Raw genomic sequence first — 21052 nt, 5'->3', positions numbered from 1 at the left:
TGCTAGCCCTGCCAATCTCTTGCGCCACTCATACGCGCAGCACGCCGGTCCGGTTGAATTCGCGCACTGCGGCCAGGCCAGCGCGCGCAATCTCGACATTCGAGGCGCAGCGCAGGAAGACCATCGTCTTTCCAACGCCCTCGCGCAGCACGCGCATCTCGTCGCCGTTGACGCCGAAGGTGCCCGTGCGCTGGGCGCGCGCCTGGATCTCGGCAATCGCCTCGACCATGGCCTGAGCCACCGGCAGGATGGCATGCCCAGCTGGCGCAATACGGCGCGTCATGTCGGCGTTGCTAAGCAGGTCATAGACGTGCTGCTCTTGAAAATGCTCCTTGCCCATCGCCTCGCTGGCCTGGAAGCCGGGCATTTCGAATGCCATGGCCGGGCGGGCGCCTGGTGGCAGCACGGCTGGCTTCGGGATATACCGCTTACGCGGCTTCTTGTTCGCGCCCATCAAAATTCCTCAACTTTCCACCCGCCGCCCGCCTTCTTCGGCAGCGCTTGCACGGCGACAAAGCGCAGCGGGTACATGTCGGCCGCGATCTTGATCTTCGCGCGTGCATCGTCTTGCCAGTGGCCTTTTACTTCGTGCGCCTCCAAGGCGCCGCCAGCCAAGAGAACGGCGAAATCCGGCGTGTAGAAAGTGTTGTCGGCCAGGCGGAATTTCAGGCCTTCGAACTTGTACCAGACCACCTCGCCAGCGGCCTTGCGCAGTTCCAGCGTCTGCGCATACGCGGCTTCGGTCTTGTTCATGGCGCCGACCTTGAGGCGACCCAGCGCCTGCAAGCCACGGGCCATCATTGGCCCGCCTCCAGCGCACGGATAATTGCTCGCACGATGGCGACCCGCGCAGCCGCATCGGCTGTAGCGTGGTCCGCGATCGCCTCAAATGCCGCGCCCTTTTCGTAATCGCGTGCGGTCGCCACCGCGTCAAGCCCTGTGAAGCCGACGCTCATCGAGAACTGTCCGATCAACGGCCCGGCCGCCGCCCAGTCGCCCAGCCAGTCCGGCACCAGCGCCTGGCCGCGACTTGCGGCAGCGCCGGCCGGCGGCGTGCCGACCAGGGCGCCGCCCACCTCGACAATCCTGGTCCAGCCCAGCAGCTCGGCCAGGCGTTTGTTTGTTGCGATTTCGTTTTCTTGATTTTTCATTTGAAGCCTTTTAAGCCGATTTTTCTGATGGGTACGTCACTTCGTAGCGGCCATGGCCCTTGCGCAGTGCGGCGGTGCCTCTGGCAAATCCTGAGCGGCATTCGCAGCCTGGACGCTCGGGCGTTTCCCCCTGTGCGACTCCCAATCGAAGACCACCAGCCTGCCGCCGCCCTCGCGCAATCGGTCAAACGCCCGCGCACCCAGGAACTGCTCCAGGCCGGCCGCGTCCAAATTGCTGATGACGATGGTCGGGCGCGCCGCCTCGTAGCGGCCGTTGATGATTTCGAACAGGATCAGCTTTTCCGTGTCGCTGCCGTGCTGCACGCCCACCTCGTCGAGGATCAGCAGATCAGGGTCGACTAGGTCGCGGATGGCCTGCGCCTCGGTGCGGCCCGCGCCCTTGGCGTAGGTCTCCTTGACGGACCGCACGGCGCGCATCACCGAGGTGAAGACCGCTTGGCGGCCGTGCCCCATGATGTGGTGGGCGATTCCCACGGCCAAGTGCGTCTTGCCGGTACCGACATCCCCAGCGAAGATCAGGCAGGCGCCAGTGGCCCGTGCATCTTCGAAGTTCTCGGCGTACCGGGTGGCCACGGCCAGCGCGCGCTCGGCGCCAGGGCAGTCCGGCCGGTACGATTCGAGGCGGCGATCAGCGAAGCGCTCGGGAATAGCGGCACGGCCGAGCTTTGCGCTCCATTCGCGCGCCTTGAGCTCCTGGCGCCACGCGGCGCGCTGCTCTGCCTCGCGCACCTGGTCCTCGACGTTCATGCAATCCGGGCAGCCGGACCAGGCGCCGCGAATCAGCATGGCCGTGTACTCGCCGTGCATCGGGCAGCGCTCGATCTGCGCGCTGACGAAGCGCTTCTTGCCTTCAAAAGGTGCCATCTGCCCCAACGCCCTTGTGGTAATCCTGCTTGCCAAAGTTTCCATGCTGTGCCGTCCTTCCGCCCAAAGGCGTTCGTTTCATCGTCAGTTGATCCCACTTCTCGCGCAACTTTGCCGGCGAGAGGATGTTCGAGCACCAGAACGCGTCTCCCTGGGCCCATTGGAAAAGCTCGCAGATTTCCGCGTGGGTGCGCTTGTCCCGCTCGCGCAGCAGACGCACGTCATCGGCCCAGCCCTCGAAGTTCGGCTGCTTTGCAGCGGCATTGTTCGCCAGCACCCGGCCGAACAGCCAACGGGCGCACTTCTCGTCGTCAGCGCTGTGCTTGCGCTTCTCCCTGGCTTCCTTGATATCGACCACAGGCACCGTTGGAATCGCCGCGTCGGGGATTTTCTCCGACAAGGTTTTATATATTGGTGATTGGGTATTGGGTATTGGTGTTTGGGTAGCCGTTGCAGGCGTTGCAGGTGCCGTTACAGGTGGCGTTTCAGGTTCCGGGCTTTTTGAGGCCTGCAACGCACCCGCCATCGCCCGGAGTTCCTTGATTCCGATATTCCAAGCAGCGTGCTGTCCAGCAGCCGTAAGCTGGGCAAACAGGGCTGCACGCTCGTCTCTATGCCGCCTCATGCGTGTTTCCTCGTTCGCTTTCTTTGCCTCTCGCTCTGGCTCGCCGGCCTGAAATGCGAAGATAATTTCGTCGCACGTTTTGTGGTGCCAGCCATCGGCAGCGAGAGAAAAAAACTCTTTGAGAACGACGTCAACCGCTTTTTTTTCTTCGCGGCTGCGTGCGCGGACGACACGTTTTATCTCCTCGACGTCCGAATCGAGTGGCAATTCCTTGTCGAGGTAGCGTCGAATCATGCGGCAATAGATCCCGTCCTCGCAGGCCGAAAGGTGCGAGGTATTCTTGTCATAGTCGCCAATATGGTGCTCGAAGTAGTTCAAGGTCGGGCCTCCTGCGCGCGCGCCGCGCCGAACAGCGCCGCCACCAGCGGGTCGCCCACGGCGCCCGCCTTGCGGATCCAGTACTTGCTGCGCCAGCGCGCCTTCATCGAGTCCCAGCGGCCATCCTGCTTGGCTTTGGCCTCGAAGCGCAAGCGAATCTGGCGCTTGCTCAAGTGCGGTAGCTTGCATGGTGCGTCTGGAAGGTCGCCGACGGCATACACGGCCATAGCGGCGCCTGCGCGCGGGTGCGGCTTCCAGCTAGCGATGTAAATCTTGCGGTCGGCGTGCAGCAGGCCCACCCACCGCAACACGGCTGCCTGGCTGACGCCCGACTTGATGACGATCTCGGCCTTGGTACCGGGCATGGCGCCCAGCACGAATTCACTGAAATTTGCGCGCGTCACTTGGCGTTCTCCTCGTCCATCAGTTCCATATCGAACAACGTGGGCATGCTGACTTCGCGCTCCATCGCCTGACAGTAGTGCACCTGGTCAGCGAAATATGCCGGGTTCAGCTCGCTGCCGCGACCTTGCCGGCCCAGCTTCACCGCGCGCACGGGCACGGTGCCCAGACCGCAAAACGGGTCGTAGATCACCTCGCCCGAATTGCTGTAGCGTCCGATCAGGCGATCAACGATATCGATCTGGAAGGGGCAAACGTGCTTTTCGACAGCACGCGCCGACTGCTCGCCGTTCAGGGTGCGCATGCGCACGATGTCGTGCCACACGGCCGGATCGGCGCTGCCTGGTGCCAGGCTGAGGTAATCCGCAGGCAGCGCCTTGTTGGCCAGCAGCGCCTCGCCGACCTCGACGTGATATTCATAGTTGTAGACGTTCTCCAGCGACATGCTGGTGAACAGCTTCGCCAGCTTGCCCGGGCCGAAGCTGGCCAGCTCGGCCGCGCCCAGCAGGCGATCGCCACTGGAGCGCCAGAACGCATGCGCGTCGACCTGCCAGCGCGCCACGCTGTAGCCAGTACCAGGAATCGGCACGGCCTTGCGGTCAAACGGGATCCGGTCGCCGGCATCGTCCAGGCACATTGGCTTGGCCTTGGTCACGGGCGTATCGGCATAGCCACGGCTGCGGTCCGTCTGCGGCTTGTGGAACAGCAGGATGTATTCCGGCGAGCCGACGCCCATCTTCGTGCCGTCCTTGCACACCTCGGAATAGCCCAGGCGGTAGGTCTGGTTGTTTTCGCGCACCACGTCAGTCACGACCGTGATCATGCCCATGTAGTCGAAGCCGTGCTTGATGCCGTGAAACAGCGCCTCGGCATGGAACGGGCTGACCGTTGGCACGCCCGCGCCGGTGACGTTGCCGAAGTTGATACGGTCCTTGACGTGGCAGGCGTAAATCCGGCCAGGCTGCAGGATGCGCAGCAGCTCGGGCGTCAGGAAGTCCATCTGCGCCCAGAAGTGATCGTTGTCCTGGGTGTGGCCGAAGTCGTTATAGCTCGGCGTGTATTCGTAATGGTTGGCGAAAGGAACGCTGGTGATGATCATTCCCACCGAGTTGTCCGGCTGCTGCATGGCTTCGAGCACGCAGTCGTTATTGGCCACCGAGAAGCGCTCGCCGGCCACCACGGCGCGCTCGACGCCGATGGTGCGCGCCAGCGAATCCTGCATGGAGAGCTGGTCCAGGCCATAGGCGCGGATGATCTGGCCCATCTTGGCCTGCATTTCGTCGTGGCGGCGCCATTTCTCCATCAGGTCGGCCAGCACCTTGCGCTCGACCTCGGTGTGGATGATGTCGATGCGCACAGGATGGGTCTGCCCGAACCGCTTTACCCTATGGATACTTTGTATAAAATCATTAAACTTGAAACCGATGCCCGCGAAAATCTCGCGGTGGCAATGCACCTGGAAGTTGCAGCCGCTGCCGGCAATGACCGGCTTGGTCGACAGATACTTGATGTTGCCGTCGCTGAAATCGGCAATGCGCTGCTCGCGCTGGTCCAGGTCCTGCGTACCCCACACGCTGACCACGCCCGGCACCGCCGCCTGAATAGCGTGGCGCTCGTCTTCCAGGTCGTGCCAGATCAGGAAGTGATCGTCAGGATCCGCCGCCATGATCTCGGCCACCTTGGCAACGCGCGCGGCCATGCTGTCGCGCTTCTCGCCGGCGGCCGCCGACAGGCCCATGGCAACGTTCGGGATCAGCAGGCCCTGGCCGTTCTTCTCGGCGCCGGCCGTGCTGTAATTGCTCGGCACCTCGTGAAAGCGCACGTCGAGCGCCGGCAGGTCGTAGCCCTCGTCGGAATGGCCCAGGTCGCTCGGGCGCTGGATGAAGACGGCCCAGCTGGCCACCCACAGCCAGAATTCCTGTTCCTTATGCGGATACAGCGTCAGGTTGCCCGCCTTCTCGCTATCGCGCTGGAAGAAACGCGTCAGGGCCTGCCCCGTATCCATCACGCCCAGGAAGCCGGCATAGTGGATCAGTTCCTTGAAGCGGTTCGGCGACGGCGTGGCCGTGTAGACGAATTTGAACTCGACCTGCTCGAACAGCGGCAGGAACTCCTGATAGGTCTTGCTGCCATAGCTGCGCAACACGCTGGCTTCGTCCAGGCCGACGGCCCGGAACTTGCGCACGTCTATCTTGCCCTCGCGCACCGATTCGTAGTTCGTTAGGTAGACGACGTCCTGGCCATCGATCTCGACATCCGTGCGGATGAAGCGCACTTGCACCTCATATTCGCCGGTGAAGCGCTTCGCGGCCTCGCGGATGAACTCCTGGCGCACGCCCAGCGGCAGCACGATCAGGCGCAGGCCTGGCCGGTGGATGCCGATCTGGCGCATCACCTCCAGGTTGGTGCTGGTCTTGTGCAGGCCGAACGAGGCAAAGATGGCGCGCTGGCCACCAGCCAGGGCCCAGCGCACGATGTCGCGGGTGTGCGGCTTGAGGCCGGGGTGGATATCGGCCAGCGGCACGTCGAAGCCCTTGCGCTGGGCCAGTTTGATCTTGGCGCGCAGGAAATCGCTGTACGCGGCTTCTTTCAGGTGTTTTTGCTCTTGCGGGCTAAAGGCGCTCATGGGTGTTCCAATGTAGGTTGTGTGGTGGCAGGTGCTGCTGCAGCGTCCCACTGTTCAAATAAGAGTTGCGCGCACTCATCCATCAGCTCGGCCTGCGTGCCGTAGCGCGCTTCGAAACGCGCCTTCCATGGATGAACCGCGATCAGGGTTTTGTCTTCGCCGGTACCGTCCTGGTGGTGGCCGGCGCAAAGCGGCAACACGAGCTGGTGGCAGCCAGGCTTCGTGCGGCCGTCGACGTGATGGATGCTGACGTGTGTATTGAACTTGCCGTCTTTCTTGCAGGCGACGCAGCCCAGCGCGGCCAGGCGGGTCCACAGCAGTTTCTCGGCGGCCGTGACAGTGCGCTCTTTCGACTTCAAGCCGGCCTTGCGCTTCGGTGCCGTGCGCTGGTAGGACTGCAGGGAGAGCATGCCGGTGCTGGGCATCGGCGAGGTGCGCTTGAATGGCGTGCGTGCCAGGGGCTTGCCTGGCTTCATGGGCGAGTGGCGCATCATGATAAGATTTCCTTTTGACAAGGAAACTCATGCACAACAATATACTCAAGTGGCTCGGACTCTGCGCCATGGCAGTAATTATTTTTATCTGCGCCGTGATCGCGATCCGTTGGGCGATTAATTTCATCGCATGGACCGAGTTGGATTCGGGCTGGGCTCAAGCAATTGGTTCCGTCGCCGCACTCGGGGTGGCAATTTTTGTAATGCATATGCAAGCTACGCGGGCTGAAACTCTTGCGAGGGATATCGAGCTCAGATCGTTGCTGCGGCAAGCAAATTCCGTCCGTATTATTTTGGACAAAATGCTTACGGAGATTTCTAGCATCACACCCGCCCTTATGGATCGTCAAACAGCTGCGCAAAGCCTTCTTGAGTGGAAGGACGCGAAAATATTCATCGAGACAAGCCACGTATTGAATACAGTCCCCGTGCATGCTCTTGGATCCGCTCAAATGGTGAGCGGGTTCATGGAAATTAAGGAAGCCGCTAATACGCTCAGCGATCTTCTCAACGAAGCAAAAACAATCTTTGACAACGGACAAACCGATCCCCAGCAATGGAACGTCGATGCAATCGTTAGAGCGGCTGGATACTCGAAGCTGCGAAGCAAAATTGCTTATTCTATTTATCTGAAAGGGGTGGAAAAGCTGAGTAACAACCAAGATCCCAGGCTGGATAATTAACATATGAATTTTTGCGAAAGTCATTGCACTTCCATCGCGCGCTTGATGCCAGCGCCATCGAGGCCCGCAGCTTTGCAGCCCAAGCGGGTAGCGTAAAAATAGGTCATGTCGCCGGTTGCGCGGCCAGCCGTGGCCAAGCCGGCGGCCACCAGGCGCTGCATGGCCTCGTACTGTTGGCCGCTGCCGGCGGCAAAGTAATTGCGCCATCCCCACTTGGACTTCGGATATTGCTGCACGGCGCCGAGCATGTGCTGCAGCTTGGCGTAGTCGCCAGGCATGATCGCGTCGCGGACGGCGGCCAGCGCGCAAGTGGCGCATTTGCCGTGCTGGGCCAGCTGCTTGGCAGTGCTGGCCTTGCCGCAGGCGCAGACCTTGCGGATCAGCGAATAGGCAGGCGCGGCCTGGTTGGCCAGATGGTGCCGATCAGCTCTTGCTAAGTCGTACATCATGATATTATTTTCCTTTTTGCAATAACGGACAAAATATGGCTGTAGAAGAACCGGCAATTCGAATTGGCGAATGGCTTACGATCGCAGCGGTTTTGATCGGCCCCATTCTTGCGGTACAAGCGCAAAAATGGATCGAGCGCGGGCAAGCAAAAAAAGGGATGAAGGACGGAATCTTTCGCACGCTCATGGCGACCCGAGCCGCTCGACTCGCGCCAGAACACGTCCAAGCACTCAACATGATTGACATTGCGTTCTACGGGAAGCGGTCGTTCGGTAGGCAGCGACAAACCAACGGAGAGCGCCAGGTTTGTCTCGCCCGTCGTGCATACTTCGATGCTTTGGACGTCGATGTGAAAGCATTGAGCGAATCTAAGGCGGACCAATGGGCACATAACAGAGATGAGAAGTTTTACGCGCTGCTTGCAGCAATTGCTACAGCCCAAAATTTTGACTTTGATTCTGTTGACCTGCGGCGCGCCGTGTATAGCCCAGTTGCTCATGGAGCGATCGAACTTGATCAAGAGGCAATTAGAATAGGACTGGCCAAGCTTTTGAAAGGTGAAGTTGCGCTTCCAATGCGCGTCGTAAACTTCCCGGATCAACAGGGATAGCAGCATTACGCTACCCTCGCAATCTCGCGTTCATGCGCGAAGTTGGCGAGGATCAAGGCCTTGGCCATGGGCGGGCAAACTGAATTGCCGCACATGCGCACCTGGGCGCTCTTCGTCAGTTTCAGGCCCTGGGCCGGGTCGTCGCCGATGATGTAATCGTCCGGGAAGCCTTGGGCGCGGAACAGCTCGCGCGGCTGCAGCATGCGCAGGCCAATATCCACGATCTGGTAATCCTGGCCGTGGATCGTCACCAGGCCGAAGCGGTCGCGGCTCGTGACGGTGGCCAGTGGCCCGTCGATCTCCGGTGCCTGGTCCGTGCCGTAATAGCTCAGCAAGAAGGCACGCACCTCGGCGTGATGCTGGCCGCCGGCGCTGACCGTGCCCAGCGGCTCATCGGTACCGGCCGCCGTGCTGGTGCCGCGCAGCTTGACCAGATTGCTGGTTACGATGCCCAGCGCATGCGGCGCGCCGGCAGGCTTTTCCTTCGGCCCGGCCGTGATCGTCGGCAGCGGCTCCGTCATCGCGCTGCCGGTGGCGCCGGTGCGGAACTTCGTGATGTGCGCCGACACCATGCTGAAATGGCCGCCCTTCACCTGGGCGCAGATGGTGCGCAGCGGTTCGTCGGCCGGCATCACGCGCTGATTGCTCGCGTTGGCATGCTCGGTCAAGAACGCCGTCACCAGGCTGTGGTGGTCGCATGCGGTGACCGTGCCGATAGGATCGGTCAAGTCGGAACCCACTACGCCCGTGTAATGCTTGGCCAGGAACGCCGTGGCCACGGCCTTGTTGCCGCTGGCCGTCACGGTACCGAGCGGTGCCTCGACGTCGTGCGCACCAGTCCCCCAGCGCTTCACACCGCCAGGCGATACCTCACCATGGGCGGCATCGACCAGCACGGCAGATACCAGCGCGTGCTTGCTCTCGCCGACGACGGTGCCCAGCGGCTTCTCAATGTCCAGCGCTCGCGGCGCTTGGCCCTCGCGCTCCCCGTAGCCCACCTGCACCAGCGTGGCCACGCCCAGCGCCTTCTCACCACGGTGCGCGCCGGTGATGGTGCGGAATGGCTCACCGATCGATTCCGTGCGATCACCGCCCTGGTGCGTGACCGGGACGATGGTTGGTGCGCAGAAATAGCTGTCGTTGCGAGCCAGCAGCGTGCCGAACGGCCGGGCCGTCGGGCGCGGTTCGCCAGCACGTGCTGGGCCGCCGGCGCCGACGATGAACGGATCGGCCGCGTCGACCACATAGCGCATGATGCCCTTGGCGATGCGGCGCAGCGTGGCTGGTGCCAGCGGCTTGTCGCGTTCGAAGATCGACGGGCATGGCAGGCTGAAATCGATGCACTCGGCCGCCGTGCGGTACGGCAGCAGCTTGCCCGCGCGCACGCCGATGCTGTCCGGTGCGCCATGGGTAGGCTCTGGCCACTCGATGGTGATGCCGTCGCGGCGCGCCACGAGGAAGAAGCGCTTCCTGATCGTGGGCGTGTCGTGGTCGCAACCGCGCATTTCGCGGTAGTCAACAGTGTAGCCGTGCGCGCGCAGCTGGCGGATGAACGAATCGAACGTCTTGCCCTTCTTCGCCGGGTCCGGCTTGGCGCTGCCATCAGCCTCGACCAGCAGAGGGCCCCACGTTTTGAATTCCTCGACGTTTTCCAGCATGATCACGCGCGGCTTGCACTTGGCCGCCCAGCGCAGCGTCACCCAGGCCAAGCCACGGATGCGCTTCTCGACGGGCTTGCCGCCCTTGGCCTTGCTGAAGTGCTTGCAGTCCGGCGACAGCCAGACGAGGCCCACAGGGCGGTTGTTCGTGACCTTGATCGGGTCGACGTCCCATACGCTTTCGCATAGGTGCGTGGTGTGCGGATGGTTCGCCGCATGCATGGCCAGCGCTTCGGGGTCGTGATTGATTGCGATATCGACCGGGCGGCCGAATGCCTGCTCCAAGCCGGTCGACGTTCCGCCACCACCCGCAAAGTTGTCGATAATCAACTCTGTGCCCAGGTCGAGGGAGAGTGTGAATGCGTCGCGCTTCATGGGCGCACCCCGGCAAACTCTGGAGCAAAATGAGCGCACGGCGGACTGGTGGTGATCATTGTCACTGGCGCGCCAAACATGGCCGCAACGAGCGGATCACGGCCGTGCTCACCGCGCGGCCAGTTGCTGCTGCGATTTCTATACAGGTCGAATTCGTCCTGGTCGTCCAGGTCGGGCATGCCGTACAGGGCGCGCGAATGGGTTGCTGCGGCCTCGATCAGCACGAGGTGCCCGGCCTTGACCAGTTTGGCCAGGCGCTTGCGCACGGTTTCCCGGTGAAGAGTCAGGTCCAGGGCGATGTCGCCAATGGTTGCGGCGCCACAGCGCTTGACCGTGGCCAGGATATCGGCGGCGCGGTCGGCGTTGGCGGAATTGCGCGTGGAGGCTATGTCAGCTTGCGCGCCAAGCAAGCACGCCGCTTTAGTATTTGAGCGGTCATTCATGATTCCGCCTCCCCGGCTTTCGCGTATTTGCGCACCAGGAAGACCTGGCCAGCACCGGTCACCATGGCGGTGAAGGTGGGATGCTCGACGCCCTTGCTGTCGCGAAAGGGGTTGCCTTCGATGACTGTGAAATAGCCCTTGTCGATGTATTTCTGATATGGCAGGTTGCTACCACTGATCAAAATATGATCCTCGCGCAGGCGGCGGAAAAACTTGGTGCGGCCGATACCGATGGTCTTGGCTACCTTTTCGATATGGCACACGCCATCAATGGCACGAATGGTTTCTGCAAAACGGACTTTCGGCGCGTCGATGGCGATCTTGGCCGCCAGCGCGATGTTCTCGGTTTCAGCGCGCAGCGCCAGCTGGATCAGGTCCATGCGCGACAGCTCAAACGGCTGAGGCGCCACTTCCAGTTCGAGCCAGCGGTCGATAATACGCTTGCGCATGACTACGTTGTAGCCGGAAACCAGCGTCAACGTCAGGTCCTTCGGGAGCAGATACTCCGTCTGCGACTGGCCATTTCCGGCCCTGTAGACCTGCTCAAAACTGAGCGGGTTCAATTTCAGCGCCTGGAGCATAGCCTTGGTATCGCGCGCAACGTTCCGGTGTTCCTTCCCGGTCAGCTCGGCGATCTCCCTGCTGGTCATCAGCAATGACTGCGGTATAATCATTTCCATCGTGTGTTCTCACGTAGTGTTTTAAGGAAGCCCGCCTGCCAGCGGGCTTTTTTTATTGGCTGGCGCGCTGCTCTTCGAGCATTGCTTCGTAGTGCTGGCGCGTCCGGACATGGCCGGGGTCGACCGGCAATTCGCGCTCGACGTGCTCTTGCTGCTGGGCGCCCTGCTCGGGCTGCGCCGGCGCGCCGCTTTCGGGCCGCATAGTCGTCCAGGTCAGACCGCCACCTCGGCGCGCGCGATGCGCTTGAGTTCGCGGATCGACACGTCGAACACCTCGTGCATGCGGATCAGCAACGAGGCGCCGATCGGCAGGCGGCCGTGGCGAATCTTGGAAATCACTGGCGGCGCCACTTCCAGCGCGCGGGCCAGGGCGGCGTCGTTCTTTGGGCCCTTGGCCAGCAGCATGTCGAGCAATTCGTTGTTGCCAGCAGCGTTGTCCAGCGAGCGATACGGCGTAATTGCAGTTGTTTGCGTCATGTCATGTTCCATATTGATGGTGAATAAAGTGGCAGATTCCAGCCATGCGATGCTGTAGCTGTCGGGTGCGGGTTCGTTATGGCGGCTCGCGCCGCGGCACCTCGTATTTCTTCGCCACCCTGTCGGTGGCATCGCGCCATTTCTGGCGCGCTTCCTTGTGCGCGGCCTTCGCCGCGTCTTCGCCCTCCCCGTCCTTGGCGCCCTGCAAGTCTTTCTCGGCCTGGCGGTAGATCATCGAACGCTGGAAGATCAGCTCCTTTTCCTCGGCTGTGACCTCGGCTTGTTTATTCAATAGCTGCCTCCATGCCGTTAAACCCGCATCCGCACGACGCGCGGGACGACGCCGAAGCACGGGCGCGGTGCCGGGATAAACTGGGCCCTGTTATTTATTGATTTGGGCCTAGCTCCGCTGGAAAACGGCGGCGTATCATTCCGTTTCGGCCTGGCGTCCAGGTGATTGCGGATGATTACGATCGTGCATTCGTTCAGCACGTCGCTGACGGTCTTGCGCATCGCAGTGCACGCGGCTTGCAAGGCATCCTTGTTGTCGTCCGTGATGTAGCCCTTGACGAGCGCGGTACGTTTTTGCTTCTGTTTCATGGTTTTCTCCTGGTGGTCGGTGTTACAGGGTTTGGGTACAGCGAAATGCAGGTTGGTACTTGGTGCTGTTTTACGGTGGACGCTCGCAGGCTGGCAATGCGCACTCCTCAAGCGGCACGCCGCAAGGCAACTGGTGCGGTTCGAGCAGCGGGATGCGCACGAAGTCTTCCGCCGGACGCGGCAGGGAGATTGGGATCAGGCGGATCATGGTTTTGCGCCCCCGTCGATGCCGACGGCGGCCCGCAGCGGTACGGTGTCGAAGATGGCGTTGGTGGTGGGCGGCTGGCGGCCGGCGTGGCCTAACGCTGGGGCCGGGTCAGTGGCGCGGCGCGGTGCGGACGCAGCAGCCAAGTCAGGCCAAATCTTATGCCAGTCGTCAGGGCGCAGATCTTTGCGGGAAACCTCCCCTGCGGTTGCCGTTTCGATAGCGAGGCAGTATTCGATGGGTACGCTGCGCAAGCGCCAATTGCCGAGCCGTGCGGAGCTGACGTCGATCTCCTTGGCCAAGGCTGAAAGGCCGCCGCACAACTGGATTGCTTTATCTAGTGGATTCATGAAGATCATATTACACGACTTGTGTATTTCGATCAAACATTTTGTGTAACACACTCTGTGAATGTTTAGCTATTCTTTGATGATGAACAAAAAGGCAAACAATATCCCTTGGGAGCGCATTGAAGCGCGACTGGTGGAACTCCAAAAAGACCAGCAATGGCTGCGCGAAACGCTGGGCATTGCGCCCGCTGTATTGACGAACTGGAAATCACGGGGAGCGCCTGTTGGCAAAGCTGTGCCGGTGGCACGCGCCTTGGGTCTGACCACAGATCAGCTGTTGGGCCTCGACAGCTCATCCCATATTGCCGACGGCAGTCCCGTAACCGATGATGAAAGCATGGCACCTTCCACGGTCGCCATTCGCATGGTGCCAGAGCATGTGCGCGCCGGAATTACGGGCTTCGGAGCAGATCACATATTCGAGGACGGCGGCCACTTCCATATCCCGCGCCTTTGGCTGGAAGAGCGAGACTTGGCACCAGGCGCATTGCTGGCAATCAAAGTTAGGGGCGACAGCATGCGACCGCTGATGTTCGAGGGGGACGTAGTTGTCGTGAACGTCACTGACAAGAATCGGGTGAACGGCAGCGTATTTGCGCTGAATTTCAAGGGAGAGCCGGTCGTGAAGCGCCTCAAATATGAGCGCCGCGAGTGGTATCTAACATCTGAAAATCCAGACTTCCCGCAAGAGCCTTGTCGCCCTGGTGATTGTGACGTCATCGGTCGCGTCGTGCGCTTCGAGGCGCGCAATTTCAAGGATCGGCTATAAATGAAGGTCTTGATATTCGTCCTCGGCGCAATGCTTGCGCCGGTGGCCCACGCTGAGACTTGGCAATGCACGAACGCAGCATCTGGTCGCGTCTACACCGTCAGCCAGGCCGTGCCAGCGGACTCCTGCAAGCTGGTCAGCAGCTTGAAGAATCCGCACTTCACAGGCCCAGCGGTTAGTGAGCAGCCAGTTCCTGTATCTATGCGTAGGCAGCAGTCCTGCAACAAAGAGGCTGCCCAGGACGTGCAGTTCGGTATCCGAGAATTTGCCAAGTGGCACATCGAAGGTGATCACCTTGCCGTTCATTGGGTCTACGCAATCGAGAAGCAGCCTGAGGCGAAGCGCCTGCAGATGGTCGCGACCTATGCAGATATGGATGCGTGCCTAGGCGGTGCTGCACGGGAGATCATGTTCTACCGCAAGGGTAAGTTGATGGGTATTGCTTCGCCAACAAGCGGATTGAGGTTGATAAAATAACGCAACAATTCGATATATTTCCAATTATTAATAAAGTTTATAATTTGCCACAAAATTTATCCCGTGGAAGTCAAAATGAAGATACGAAAAGGCACCCTACTTCCCGATTCTGAGCCTGTAGGCACCGGGATTAATGCTGCAAGGCGAGGTCTAGCAGTGACGCGCACCGACCAGATTCAGGTTATCTTCAAAAAATTATCCGAACCCGAGTTGGCTGCTGAAATTTTCTGTGCCGATTTAGCGAGAAACCTTGGCTTGCCAGCGCCTGAACCAATTTTGCTTTATGACCCAGTGGCAGGAGAAATCCTTTATGGGTGCGTGGACCTCGAGTATCCCAATTCTCTTAGGGCCTTTAATGTAACTCCGCCCACTTATAATCCGGCCGCCCGAAAAATTTTAGAGCAAGCTCTCTTGGCATGGCCAAAGATCAATGAGGTTGCTGCTTTCGATGAGTGGATTGACAACAGGGATCGAAATCTAGGAAATTTGCTTTTCGTTGGGCCAAAAGAGTTCGCGATCATCGATCACGGTAAAGCATTGGACATCGATCCTAGCTATCCCAGCCAAAACGTCCTTTGCAACCTCCTTGCGGCAGACTGCACCAGCACGAAGGAAGTACGCGCGCTGTTGCGAACTCTTTTCCGCGAAAGTGCGGCATTTGATATCATGAACGCAGAAGTAACCCGTGCAAGTTTGGAGTCGACAGGGATAGCCACTCACACAGTCTCAGCTGAGCGTTTCTTCGATTTTGTGGAAAACAGGCTTTCCAATTTGAACACTCACTTACAGAATCGTTTCCCTGGGCAGCAAGGATTATTAATTGGAGCAACGATATGAGTGAGCGTCGCAATTTTTTCGAAATACCGGACGGATTTCCTGCCATACCGTCATACTCCTCTAAGTGGCGTGCCATACGGCTAGAACTTCGCCCACACACTGGCGAGTGGGTAACAAGCCATATCGCTTGCGTCGATCCTGACGGCTTCCTTGTAAAACAGACTATACGCCCACAGCTTATGAGGGCACTGTTTGGCATTCATCACAAACATTTCCAGTCTCTCCTTGAGTTTATTGAAGAGTCGCTTACTGCGTACCTCGCGGCCGATGGAAGTCTAGAGGAGTGGCTGGTGCCGATTGAAGGGTTTGCGGTAACAAAGACGAAGACTGCCTATGCGCTACATGGCCGGTTGGATGCCATGAGATCAGCGGCGCAACAATCCACTATATTCTATAACATGGAAGATTCGGATGCGCCAGCGGAGTCGGTCTCAGCGGAGGAGGATTCTAGATTTTGGAGTACTAGAGTACGGGAGCAAGTCACGTTAGTTAGGCCTGATCTGGCCCCATATTTTGAAAAGCACGGAATGTTATATTCTGATACAGCCAAATTCGGGTTCTTGATGCCGAGTGCCGCCGCACACTTTTCGAACCTCGCACCCCATAGTATTTCTCATAGCATGCGCCTGGCACGTGGCAAGTTGCAAGAGCTTCGAACTGCATCTAAAACTATGAGTTTGTTGAAGACCAAGCTGGTCGCAGGAATACCGCGGTCCGACGATATTATGTGGTCGGACAAACAGCAGGAGGCAACGCGGCGAGCCATTAAGGAACTTGAGCAGGAGTCACTAGAGAGCAAGGTGACCCTCGATTTAGTGGAGTCAGTTCAACAGGCCGCCAATTCGGTTTTGAGCTTAGTTGATTAAAGCGCAGCTTTTTCTGGGAATTCGCGCTTCGATAATTCAATTACCGCTGGATTTTTCGATTGTGCTCTAACTAGCGTGTGATGCAATACACTTCCGCGATCATCCGCGTCAACCGCCTCACCCTCGCAGCGATCCTGGTCGATCCAGACCAGACCTATCCGACGCCGGGCGCTCGCCTGATCCTTCAGGCGCAGCGCTACTTCCCTACCTACCCCATTATCCTATTATCCCCGCGCGTCGGCGGATTCTCGCGCAGTTACGCCGCCTTCGATATCGCGCCCCTGATCGGCCAGATCAACGCTGACGAAATCGAATGGCAGGCCTACCGGCCGCCACCGGCGCCCGAACTCCCATTCTAAGCATCCACACCAGCCTCGACGATTCGAGGCTTTTTTTCGTCCGTCAAATCCTATCGTCTCCCGACACACAAAATAATTACACAAACTGTTTGCTATTAATACACAATATGTGTAATACTTCATTCATCGAAAGCAAACACAGGAGTACGACATGTCCCCAGCAGAGCTCGCAGCACTCGAAGCGGTCCTCGTCGCCCACGGCGAAGTGATCCCGGCAATCGCCATCCCAGCGCGCGGCGAATCGCCATGAGCGCCCGCGACCACCATGCAGCCGAACTGCGCGAAGAAATGATCACCGCCCTGGCAGCCGAGAAGAATGCAGTCGCACGTACCGTCTTGCTGACCGGCGGCGCCGGCGCCAGCGGGATCGCCAACCTGCTGCTCGAACGGCTGGCAGCGCCTGGCGCCATGAATGTGCTGGCGCGCACCGCCTTGGCATGCGATGCGGCCACCGCTGGCAACGCGTTCCGGGAATTTGTCGCCAGCACAATCTACGCCGATGCGCAGGCCAGTGCGACACGGGAAATCGACGGTGCCGCGCAGCTGGCGCGCGACGATCCGGCGAACTTCCAGGCCAAGACCCGCGCACAAGTTGCTGCGCTGGAGAAATTGCAGATTTAGCGGTCGCCCGCGCCGTAGTTCAAGGCGGGACAGGCCGGCGGGCCGGATAAATGCCCTGTGGGATCAGCATGCCCCGATTGATCTTCGTGAGGATCAGGCGCCCGGGGAAGCCCGGCGCCACAACCAACCTTGAAGGAAATACAGCATGTCGAATTTCAAAAAAGATCAGAAGGTGAATGTGAAGGGCACGAAGACCGACCCAGCGGCGCGCCCTGGCAAGTTCGTGCAGACGCACCCAGGCGCTCGCGGCGACTTCCTGGAAGTGCTGCTGGACGGCTCGACGGCAACGGCCAAGTTCCGCCCTTCGCAGGTGTCGGCAGCCTAGTTTTACCCCGGCCAGTCGCCCTGGCCCGTTTCGCCGGCGTAACCGGCGGCCAAGACATGACCATCGAATCTGCCGGGGTGATTGCCGAGCAGGTACGGCCAGATTAATCACCTGGTGTCGGCGTCCCGCGAGGGATTCTCGATGGTCATGTGTTGGCGGCTCACCAGCCGCAGGAATCACACGCCCGACGGATTGACCGGGTCGCCAGCACCCCATTTAACCAGAGGATCAGGACATGAGCTACATCATCACCATCCGCACCGCCAGCACGGTGTACAGCTTCGCCGCCATCGGCAACCTGGGCGCGCTGATCGATGCCGCTTACGACGACGGCGCCCTGGGCGTGACCGCAATGGTGCGCCAATGATCGCCCTCTTCCACCGCCTACTGGCCGCACATCGCCACTACCAGGCGCAGCACCAGCACCGCATGAACAAGATGCGCCTGGCCGGCGTGCGCCGCGAGCTGGCCGGGCTGGAAGAAATGCGCAAGGAACTGATCACCGCGCAGATCGAAGCACTGATCGACCTGGACGCATCCGCCGCGCGAGCACAGCGCCTGGGCCGCGCCCACAGGGAGGCGCAGTGGACGTCGTCAGCCAAGCCGTGATTGACGTGGCCAGCCAGGCCCTGCGCAACTGGCATGCCGGCCACGCCATCGTCTACGCCGTTCGCCTGGCGCTATTGAAGGCAGAAATCATAAAACTCACAAGGAAAAAGTCATGAACGCAGTTACGCAAGAAAGCCGCACCGTCATGCAGGCAACGCAATACGATCAGGGCGACATGCCCGTAGTGGCCACCAGCAGCGCCGCGCTGATTCTGGACAGCGCAAGTATGGACAGCATGATGCGCTTGGCCGACATCATGGCCAAAGGCCGCGCCACTATCCCGGAGCACTTGCGCGGCAGCCCGGCCGACTGCGCCGCCGTCATCATGCAGGCCATCCAGTGGCGCATGAATCCCTTTGCAGTGGCGCAGAAAACGCACTTGGTCAACGGCGCGCTGGGCTACGAGGCGCAGCTGGTAAATGCCGTGATTCAGTCGAGCGGTGTCACGCGGGACCGCTTCAACTACGAATGGTATGGCCCTTGGGAAAAGATCATCGGTAAATCCAAGGTCTGCACCGCGCCGGCGAAGGGCACGAAGGGCGCTGCTGACTACAAGAAAGAATATCAGTTCCGCGTGCCGGACTACGACCTCAAGGATGAGGATGGCCTGGGCGTGCGCATCTGGGCGACGTTACGCGGTGAAGCTGAGCCACGCGTGCTCGAACTGCTGCTGGTGCAGGCCAGTGTGCGTAATTCCCCGCTGTGGGCGACCGACCCGAAACAGCAGCTGGCGTACTTGGCCGTGAAACGCTGGACCCGCCTCTACTCCCCCGATGTGATCCTGGGTGTCTACACCCCCGACGAGCTGGACGAAGGCAACCGCGAGGCGCGCGATATTACGCCGGATACCGGAGGCATGCGCGCACCAGCGCCAGCCCAGGCATCGCAAGCATTGATCGACGCGGCCGAAGCGGCCGCAGGCAAAGGCGTAACTGCGTATCAAAAATTCTGGACTGACACTGGCGTACCGAACCGGAAAGCCCTGGCTGCCGATCACGAAAGACTGAAAGCAAAAGCTGTGGCTGCCGATCAAAGCCGTACGGTTGATGCGGCGCCGGTGGCCAGTGCAACCCCTCCCCCACTCTCGCCTGAAATGGAAGAGTTGGCTGCCGACCTTGGCGCGGTCGCTGACGAGGGCCTGGAAGCATTTGTTGGCGCTTGGGATCGGCTCTCCAAGACCACGCAGGACAAGTTGGCCGGCGCCTACCCTGCAATGAAGGCACGCGCAGAAGCTGTCGAGGTGTCCAAATGATCATCCTTACCTGCGAGCAAGGAAGCCCCGAATGGCATGCCGCCCGAGCCGGGGTAATCACCGCCAGCATGTTTGTGGTGGCGCGTGCCAAGCTGAAATCGGGTGCAAACAAAGGCCAGCCCACGTCAGCAGCCAATGATTACGCCTTCCGCCTGGCCATCGAGCGCATCAGCGGCATGCCGCTCGACGAAGGATTCGAAACCTATGCCATGCGACGCGGCCATGACTTGGAGCCGGCCGCACGCCATGAGCACGAGGTGCAAAGCGGTCACGTTGTTGAACGCGCTGGCTTTGTCCTTACCGAAGATCGCTTGTTTGGAGCCAGTGCGGACGGGCTGATCGGCGATGACGGAGGCAGCGAATACAAATGCCTGATCTCACCCGAACGCCTCCGCGACGTTCTGATAAACGGCGATTTCAGCGAATTCATGGACCAGGTGCAGGGCTGCATGTGGATCACGGGCCGCCGCTGGTGGGATTTCTGCCTGTACTGCCCTGCTCTGGCTCCAGTCGGCAAAGAGCTGTGGTTCCGTCGCGTCGAGCGCGACGACGCCTACATCGACGCGATGGTGCTCGACCTGGTCGATTTTGAAAAACTGGTTACTGAAAACGAAACAATTTTACGAATGAAGGAGGCAGCATGATCACCGAAGCCACCCAGGCCACGCCGGCTACCACCGCCCTCACCCTGCCGCAGCGCGCTGCCGTCGCGCTGGGCGCCGTGGACTATGAGGCAAAAATCAAGGAACAGGTTGCCGCCTCGACCGATATTACCACCGTCATCGATCCCGCCGGCCGCGAGCAGGCGCACCGCATCGGAATGAACCTGCTGAAACTGCGCACCGGCATCAAGGCCGTCGGCGAGGCCGCACGCAAAGACGCAACCGACTTCAGCAAGGCGGTGATTGCCAAGGAAAAAGACCTGATTGCGCTGATCACGCCCGAAGAAAATCGCGTGTTCGAGCTGCGCGACGCCTACGACACCAAGGTCGAGGCCGAAAAGCAAGCTGCGATTGCGAAGGAGCGCGAACGCATTACTGCGATCCAGGCTGATATTGCGGCAATCCATGATACGCCGCTGGAACTGGTGGGCAAGTCCGCTGCCGATATCCAGGTGGCCGCAGCAACTGTGGCTGCCATCGTCGTGGACAAGGCGCGCTTTGCCGAATTCGAGAAGGACGCTGCCAAGGTCGTTGCCGAAGTGAGCGCCAAGCTGGCCAGCCTGCACGCCGCAGCATTGGCCAACGAAGAAGAGGCCGCCCGCATTGCCGCCGAGCGCGCCGAACTGGCGCAGCTGCGCGAAGCGGCTGCCGAGGCCCGGCGCATCGCCCAGGTGGAAGCTGAACGTATCGCTGCCGAACGCCAAGCCGAAGACGACCGCCGCGCGGCGCTGGTCGCCGAGCAGGAAGCCGAGGCGCTGCGCCAACGCGAGGCGCAGGCCGCTGCATTGAAAAAGCAGGCAAACGCCCAAGCAGAGCAGAACCGGCTGGAGCAAGCGGAAATCGCACGCCAGCGCCAGGAACTGCTGGACATGCAAACCGCTGCAGCAGAAGCCGCACGGCTGGCCCAGGTCGACGCCGACCGATTGGCCAATGCAGCTGTGCAAGCCGAGCAAGCCGCCCAGGTTGCCGCGCCAGCCCCCTCGGCTCCTATCGGCATCCGCCGCGCGCCCGCCGCCATCGCGCCGGCCGCGAGCCGCCCAGCGCCAGCACCTGACCTGCTCGACGCCGCTGCCGATGACCTCTACCCATCCGACAGCGACATCCTCGATGTGATGTTCGACCAGTTCGGCCTGACGGCGGCCGAGGCCATCGATCGCCTGGCCAAGTTCGACTTTGCCGCCGCGCGCGCCGGACTGGTCACCGAAGCCGCATAACCACCGCCCCAACCTTTACTAGGAGAACA

The 21052-nt window shown here is 60.5% G+C and carries 32 protein-coding genes and 1 pseudogene; 15 read left to right on the top strand and 18 right to left on the bottom strand.

All coding sequences use genetic code 11. The features are described from left to right. Positions 1–28: 28 nt before the first annotated feature. The 8 genes from FJQ89_RS02495 to FJQ89_RS02465 are packed head-to-tail and all read right to left on the bottom strand — an operon-like array spanning position 29 to position 6501. Positions 29–454, bottom strand: a complete 426-nt coding sequence (locus FJQ89_RS02495; RefSeq protein ID WP_141168895.1) for a hypothetical protein — start codon at positions 452–454, stop codon at positions 29–31. Continuing rightward, positions 454–801 carry a DUF1064 domain-containing protein gene (locus tag FJQ89_RS02490; protein ID WP_243136376.1) on the bottom strand — a complete coding sequence of 116 codons (348 nt, stop codon included), beginning with the start codon at positions 799–801 and terminating at the stop codon, positions 454–456. Before FJQ89_RS02490 ends, FJQ89_RS02495 begins: the two co-directional genes overlap by 1 nt. Then, on the bottom strand, positions 798–1151 hold the full coding sequence (locus FJQ89_RS02485) for a hypothetical protein (RefSeq protein WP_141168894.1): 354 nt from the start codon (positions 1149–1151) through the stop codon (positions 798–800). Before FJQ89_RS02485 ends, FJQ89_RS02490 begins: the two co-directional genes overlap by 4 nt. Positions 1152–1187: 36 nt before the next feature. Next, positions 1188–2036 (bottom strand): ATP-binding protein, encoded by an 849-nt coding sequence (locus FJQ89_RS02480; protein WP_141168893.1) that lies wholly within the window; start codon positions 2034–2036, stop codon positions 1188–1190. Beyond that, on the bottom strand, positions 2023–2979 hold the full coding sequence (locus FJQ89_RS02475; RefSeq protein ID WP_168208336.1) for a YdaU family protein: 957 nt from the start codon (positions 2977–2979) through the stop codon (positions 2023–2025). Before FJQ89_RS02475 ends, FJQ89_RS02480 begins: the two co-directional genes overlap by 14 nt. Further along, positions 2976–3383 (bottom strand): hypothetical protein, encoded by a 408-nt coding sequence (locus tag FJQ89_RS27945; protein WP_168208335.1) that lies wholly within the window; start codon positions 3381–3383, stop codon positions 2976–2978. Before FJQ89_RS27945 ends, FJQ89_RS02475 begins: the two co-directional genes overlap by 4 nt. Further along, positions 3380–6007: a DNA methyltransferase gene (locus tag FJQ89_RS02470; RefSeq protein ID WP_141168891.1), complete on the bottom strand. Its 2628-nt coding sequence runs from the start codon at positions 6005–6007 to the stop codon at positions 3380–3382. The genes FJQ89_RS27945 and FJQ89_RS02470 overlap by 4 nt, the downstream gene beginning before the upstream one ends. After that, complete coding sequence (locus FJQ89_RS02465) at positions 6004–6501, bottom strand: Ref family recombination enhancement nuclease (RefSeq protein WP_243136374.1); 498 nt, start codon at positions 6499–6501, stop codon at positions 6004–6006. The genes FJQ89_RS02470 and FJQ89_RS02465 overlap by 4 nt, the downstream gene beginning before the upstream one ends. Before the next feature lie 29 nt (positions 6502–6530). Between FJQ89_RS02465 and FJQ89_RS02460 the strand changes: the two genes are divergently transcribed. Next, positions 6531–7184, top strand: coding sequence for a hypothetical protein (locus FJQ89_RS02460; protein WP_141168890.1), 654 nt, complete (start codon positions 6531–6533; stop codon positions 7182–7184). A 20-nt stretch (positions 7185–7204) separates the two neighbouring features. Here the strand turns inward: FJQ89_RS02460 and FJQ89_RS02455 are convergent, their stop codons facing one another. Next, a complete protein-coding gene (locus FJQ89_RS02455; protein WP_141168889.1) occupies positions 7205–7633 on the bottom strand; it encodes a hypothetical protein in 429 nt (142 codons plus the stop codon). 35 nt (positions 7634–7668) lie between these two features. Here FJQ89_RS02455 and FJQ89_RS02450 point away from each other — a divergent pair, with 35 nt between their 5' ends. Next, the gene (locus FJQ89_RS02450) at positions 7669–8244 is read left to right on the top strand and encodes a DUF6680 family protein (protein WP_141168888.1); all 576 of its coding nucleotides are present in this window, start codon (positions 7669–7671) and stop codon (positions 8242–8244) included. Positions 8245–8249: 5 nt separating this feature from the next. Here FJQ89_RS02450 and FJQ89_RS02445 read toward each other — a convergent pair whose 3' ends face one another. The 9 genes and pseudogenes from FJQ89_RS02445 to FJQ89_RS02415 form a co-directional block, all read right to left on the bottom strand. Next, on the bottom strand, positions 8250–10277 hold the full coding sequence (locus tag FJQ89_RS02445; RefSeq protein WP_141168887.1) for a DNA cytosine methyltransferase: 2028 nt from the start codon (positions 10275–10277) through the stop codon (positions 8250–8252). Beyond that, positions 10274–10720, bottom strand: a complete 447-nt coding sequence (locus FJQ89_RS02440) for a MarR family transcriptional regulator (protein ID WP_141168886.1) — start codon at positions 10718–10720, stop codon at positions 10274–10276. The genes FJQ89_RS02445 and FJQ89_RS02440 overlap by 4 nt, the downstream gene beginning before the upstream one ends. Further along, on the bottom strand, positions 10717–11400 hold the full coding sequence (locus FJQ89_RS02435; RefSeq protein ID WP_141168885.1) for a phage regulatory protein/antirepressor Ant: 684 nt from the start codon (positions 11398–11400) through the stop codon (positions 10717–10719). Before FJQ89_RS02435 ends, FJQ89_RS02440 begins: the two co-directional genes overlap by 4 nt. Before the next feature lie 52 nt (positions 11401–11452). Then, positions 11453–11602 carry a hypothetical protein gene (locus tag FJQ89_RS27940; RefSeq protein WP_168208334.1) on the bottom strand — a complete coding sequence of 50 codons (150 nt, stop codon included), beginning with the start codon at positions 11600–11602 and terminating at the stop codon, positions 11453–11455. A 35-nt stretch (positions 11603–11637) separates the two neighbouring features. After that, a pseudogene (locus FJQ89_RS02430) lies at positions 11638–11877 on the bottom strand (helix-turn-helix domain-containing protein); the annotation flags it as partial. Between the two features lie 76 nt (positions 11878–11953). Next, positions 11954–12169, bottom strand: coding sequence for a hypothetical protein (locus FJQ89_RS02425; RefSeq protein ID WP_141168883.1), 216 nt, complete (start codon positions 12167–12169; stop codon positions 11954–11956). 17 nt (positions 12170–12186) lie between these two features. Then, positions 12187–12477, bottom strand: a complete 291-nt coding sequence (locus tag FJQ89_RS02420) for a hypothetical protein (protein WP_141168882.1) — start codon at positions 12475–12477, stop codon at positions 12187–12189. Between the two features lie 70 nt (positions 12478–12547). Next, on the bottom strand, positions 12548–12685 hold the full coding sequence (locus tag FJQ89_RS27935; RefSeq protein WP_168208333.1) for a hypothetical protein: 138 nt from the start codon (positions 12683–12685) through the stop codon (positions 12548–12550). Beyond that, positions 12682–13068 carry a transcriptional regulator gene (locus FJQ89_RS02415; RefSeq protein WP_243136372.1) on the bottom strand — a complete coding sequence of 129 codons (387 nt, stop codon included), beginning with the start codon at positions 13066–13068 and terminating at the stop codon, positions 12682–12684. The genes FJQ89_RS27935 and FJQ89_RS02415 overlap by 4 nt, the downstream gene beginning before the upstream one ends. Before the next feature lie 43 nt (positions 13069–13111). Between FJQ89_RS02415 and FJQ89_RS02410 the strand changes: the two genes are divergently transcribed. The 13 genes from FJQ89_RS02410 to FJQ89_RS02360 all read left to right on the top strand — a co-directional run bounded on the left by FJQ89_RS02410 (position 13112) and on the right by FJQ89_RS02360 (position 21023). Beyond that, the gene (locus tag FJQ89_RS02410) at positions 13112–13801 is read left to right on the top strand and encodes a S24 family peptidase (RefSeq protein ID WP_165829470.1); all 690 of its coding nucleotides are present in this window, start codon (positions 13112–13114) and stop codon (positions 13799–13801) included. After that, entirely contained in the window at positions 13802–14278 is a 477-nt protein-coding gene (locus FJQ89_RS02405; protein WP_141168881.1) for a hypothetical protein, read from the top strand. 75 nt (positions 14279–14353) lie between these two features. Next, positions 14354–15115: a HipA family kinase gene (locus tag FJQ89_RS02400; protein ID WP_141168880.1), complete on the top strand. Its 762-nt coding sequence runs from the start codon at positions 14354–14356 to the stop codon at positions 15113–15115. Then, positions 15112–15981, top strand: coding sequence for a hypothetical protein (locus tag FJQ89_RS02395; RefSeq protein ID WP_141168879.1), 870 nt, complete (start codon positions 15112–15114; stop codon positions 15979–15981). The genes FJQ89_RS02400 and FJQ89_RS02395 overlap by 4 nt, the downstream gene beginning before the upstream one ends. 80 nt (positions 15982–16061) lie before the next feature. After that, the gene (locus tag FJQ89_RS02390) at positions 16062–16340 is read left to right on the top strand and encodes a hypothetical protein (protein WP_141168878.1); all 279 of its coding nucleotides are present in this window, start codon (positions 16062–16064) and stop codon (positions 16338–16340) included. A 246-nt stretch (positions 16341–16586) separates the two neighbouring features. Further along, the gene (locus FJQ89_RS02385; protein ID WP_141168877.1) at positions 16587–16961 is read left to right on the top strand and encodes a hypothetical protein; all 375 of its coding nucleotides are present in this window, start codon (positions 16587–16589) and stop codon (positions 16959–16961) included. A gap of 145 nt (positions 16962–17106) precedes the next feature. Next, positions 17107–17286 (top strand): hypothetical protein, encoded by a 180-nt coding sequence (locus FJQ89_RS02380; RefSeq protein WP_141168876.1) that lies wholly within the window; start codon positions 17107–17109, stop codon positions 17284–17286. A 235-nt stretch (positions 17287–17521) separates the two neighbouring features. After that, positions 17522–17653, top strand: coding sequence for a hypothetical protein (locus FJQ89_RS28550; RefSeq protein WP_279239621.1), 132 nt, complete (start codon positions 17522–17524; stop codon positions 17651–17653). Next, entirely contained in the window at positions 17650–17895 is a 246-nt protein-coding gene (locus tag FJQ89_RS02375; RefSeq protein ID WP_141168875.1) for a hypothetical protein, read from the top strand. The genes FJQ89_RS28550 and FJQ89_RS02375 overlap by 4 nt, the downstream gene beginning before the upstream one ends. Next, on the top strand, positions 17871–18011 hold the full coding sequence (locus FJQ89_RS27930; protein ID WP_165829471.1) for a hypothetical protein: 141 nt from the start codon (positions 17871–17873) through the stop codon (positions 18009–18011). Before FJQ89_RS02375 ends, FJQ89_RS27930 begins: the two co-directional genes overlap by 25 nt. Continuing rightward, a complete protein-coding gene (locus FJQ89_RS28545) occupies positions 18008–19147 on the top strand; it encodes a RecT family recombinase (RefSeq protein WP_279239620.1) in 1140 nt (379 codons plus the stop codon). The genes FJQ89_RS27930 and FJQ89_RS28545 overlap by 4 nt, the downstream gene beginning before the upstream one ends. Next, positions 19144–19791 carry a lambda exonuclease family protein gene (locus FJQ89_RS02365; RefSeq protein ID WP_102293746.1) on the top strand — a complete coding sequence of 216 codons (648 nt, stop codon included), beginning with the start codon at positions 19144–19146 and terminating at the stop codon, positions 19789–19791. Before FJQ89_RS28545 ends, FJQ89_RS02365 begins: the two co-directional genes overlap by 4 nt. Beyond that, positions 19788–21023 carry a hypothetical protein gene (locus tag FJQ89_RS02360; protein ID WP_141168874.1) on the top strand — a complete coding sequence of 412 codons (1236 nt, stop codon included), beginning with the start codon at positions 19788–19790 and terminating at the stop codon, positions 21021–21023. Before FJQ89_RS02365 ends, FJQ89_RS02360 begins: the two co-directional genes overlap by 4 nt. Positions 21024–21052: the final 29 nt, after the last annotated feature.

This window comes from Janthinobacterium tructae, assembly GCF_006517255.1.
In the GTDB taxonomy this organism is placed as follows: Bacteria; Pseudomonadota; Gammaproteobacteria; order Burkholderiales; family Burkholderiaceae_D; genus Janthinobacterium; species Janthinobacterium tructae.
This window is presented reverse-complemented; position numbering and strand designations above follow the sequence as displayed.

Coding starts and splice junctions, on each gene's coding strand:
- FJQ89_RS02420 (WP_141168882.1), bottom strand. CDS start 12,477: ATGAAACAGAAGCAAAAACGTACCGCGCTCGTCAAGGGCTACATCACG.
- FJQ89_RS02465 (WP_243136374.1), bottom strand. CDS start 6,501: ATGATGCGCCACTCGCCCATGAAGCCAGGCAAGCCCCTGGCACGCACG.
- FJQ89_RS02375 (WP_141168875.1), top strand. CDS start 17,650: ATGATCGCCCTCTTCCACCGCCTACTGGCCGCACATCGCCACTACCAG.
- FJQ89_RS02445 (WP_141168887.1), bottom strand. CDS start 10,277: ATGAAGCGCGACGCATTCACACTCTCCCTCGACCTGGGCACAGAGTTG.
- FJQ89_RS28550 (WP_279239621.1), top strand. CDS start 17,522: ATGAGCTACATCATCACCATCCGCACCGCCAGCACGGTGTACAGCTTC.
- FJQ89_RS02480 (WP_141168893.1), bottom strand. CDS start 2,036: ATGGCACCTTTTGAAGGCAAGAAGCGCTTCGTCAGCGCGCAGATCGAG.
- FJQ89_RS02365 (WP_102293746.1), top strand. CDS start 19,144: ATGATCATCCTTACCTGCGAGCAAGGAAGCCCCGAATGGCATGCCGCC.
- FJQ89_RS02395 (WP_141168879.1), top strand. CDS start 15,112: ATGAGTGAGCGTCGCAATTTTTTCGAAATACCGGACGGATTTCCTGCC.
- FJQ89_RS02450 (WP_141168888.1), top strand. CDS start 7,669: ATGGCTGTAGAAGAACCGGCAATTCGAATTGGCGAATGGCTTACGATC.
- FJQ89_RS02410 (WP_165829470.1), top strand. CDS start 13,112: ATGATGAACAAAAAGGCAAACAATATCCCTTGGGAGCGCATTGAAGCG.
- FJQ89_RS02400 (WP_141168880.1), top strand. CDS start 14,354: ATGAAGATACGAAAAGGCACCCTACTTCCCGATTCTGAGCCTGTAGGC.
- FJQ89_RS02495 (WP_141168895.1), bottom strand. CDS start 454: ATGGGCGCGAACAAGAAGCCGCGTAAGCGGTATATCCCGAAGCCAGCC.
- FJQ89_RS02470 (WP_141168891.1), bottom strand. CDS start 6,007: ATGAGCGCCTTTAGCCCGCAAGAGCAAAAACACCTGAAAGAAGCCGCG.
- FJQ89_RS02485 (WP_141168894.1), bottom strand. CDS start 1,151: ATGAAAAATCAAGAAAACGAAATCGCAACAAACAAACGCCTGGCCGAG.
- FJQ89_RS02460 (WP_141168890.1), top strand. CDS start 6,531: ATGCACAACAATATACTCAAGTGGCTCGGACTCTGCGCCATGGCAGTA.
- FJQ89_RS02405 (WP_141168881.1), top strand. CDS start 13,802: ATGAAGGTCTTGATATTCGTCCTCGGCGCAATGCTTGCGCCGGTGGCC.
- FJQ89_RS02440 (WP_141168886.1), bottom strand. CDS start 10,720: ATGAATGACCGCTCAAATACTAAAGCGGCGTGCTTGCTTGGCGCGCAA.
- FJQ89_RS02435 (WP_141168885.1), bottom strand. CDS start 11,400: ATGGAAATGATTATACCGCAGTCATTGCTGATGACCAGCAGGGAGATC.
- FJQ89_RS02490 (WP_243136376.1), bottom strand. CDS start 801: ATGATGGCCCGTGGCTTGCAGGCGCTGGGTCGCCTCAAGGTCGGCGCC.
- FJQ89_RS02385 (WP_141168877.1), top strand. CDS start 16,587: ATGAGCGCCCGCGACCACCATGCAGCCGAACTGCGCGAAGAAATGATC.
- FJQ89_RS27935 (WP_168208333.1), bottom strand. CDS start 12,685: ATGATCCGCCTGATCCCAATCTCCCTGCCGCGTCCGGCGGAAGACTTC.
- FJQ89_RS02380 (WP_141168876.1), top strand. CDS start 17,107: ATGTCGAATTTCAAAAAAGATCAGAAGGTGAATGTGAAGGGCACGAAG.
- FJQ89_RS28545 (WP_279239620.1), top strand. CDS start 18,008: ATGAACGCAGTTACGCAAGAAAGCCGCACCGTCATGCAGGCAACGCAA.
- FJQ89_RS27940 (WP_168208334.1), bottom strand. CDS start 11,602: ATGCGGCCCGAAAGCGGCGCGCCGGCGCAGCCCGAGCAGGGCGCCCAG.
- FJQ89_RS02360 (WP_141168874.1), top strand. CDS start 19,788: ATGATCACCGAAGCCACCCAGGCCACGCCGGCTACCACCGCCCTCACC.
- FJQ89_RS02390 (WP_141168878.1), top strand. CDS start 16,062: ATGCAATACACTTCCGCGATCATCCGCGTCAACCGCCTCACCCTCGCA.
- FJQ89_RS02455 (WP_141168889.1), bottom strand. CDS start 7,633: ATGATGTACGACTTAGCAAGAGCTGATCGGCACCATCTGGCCAACCAG.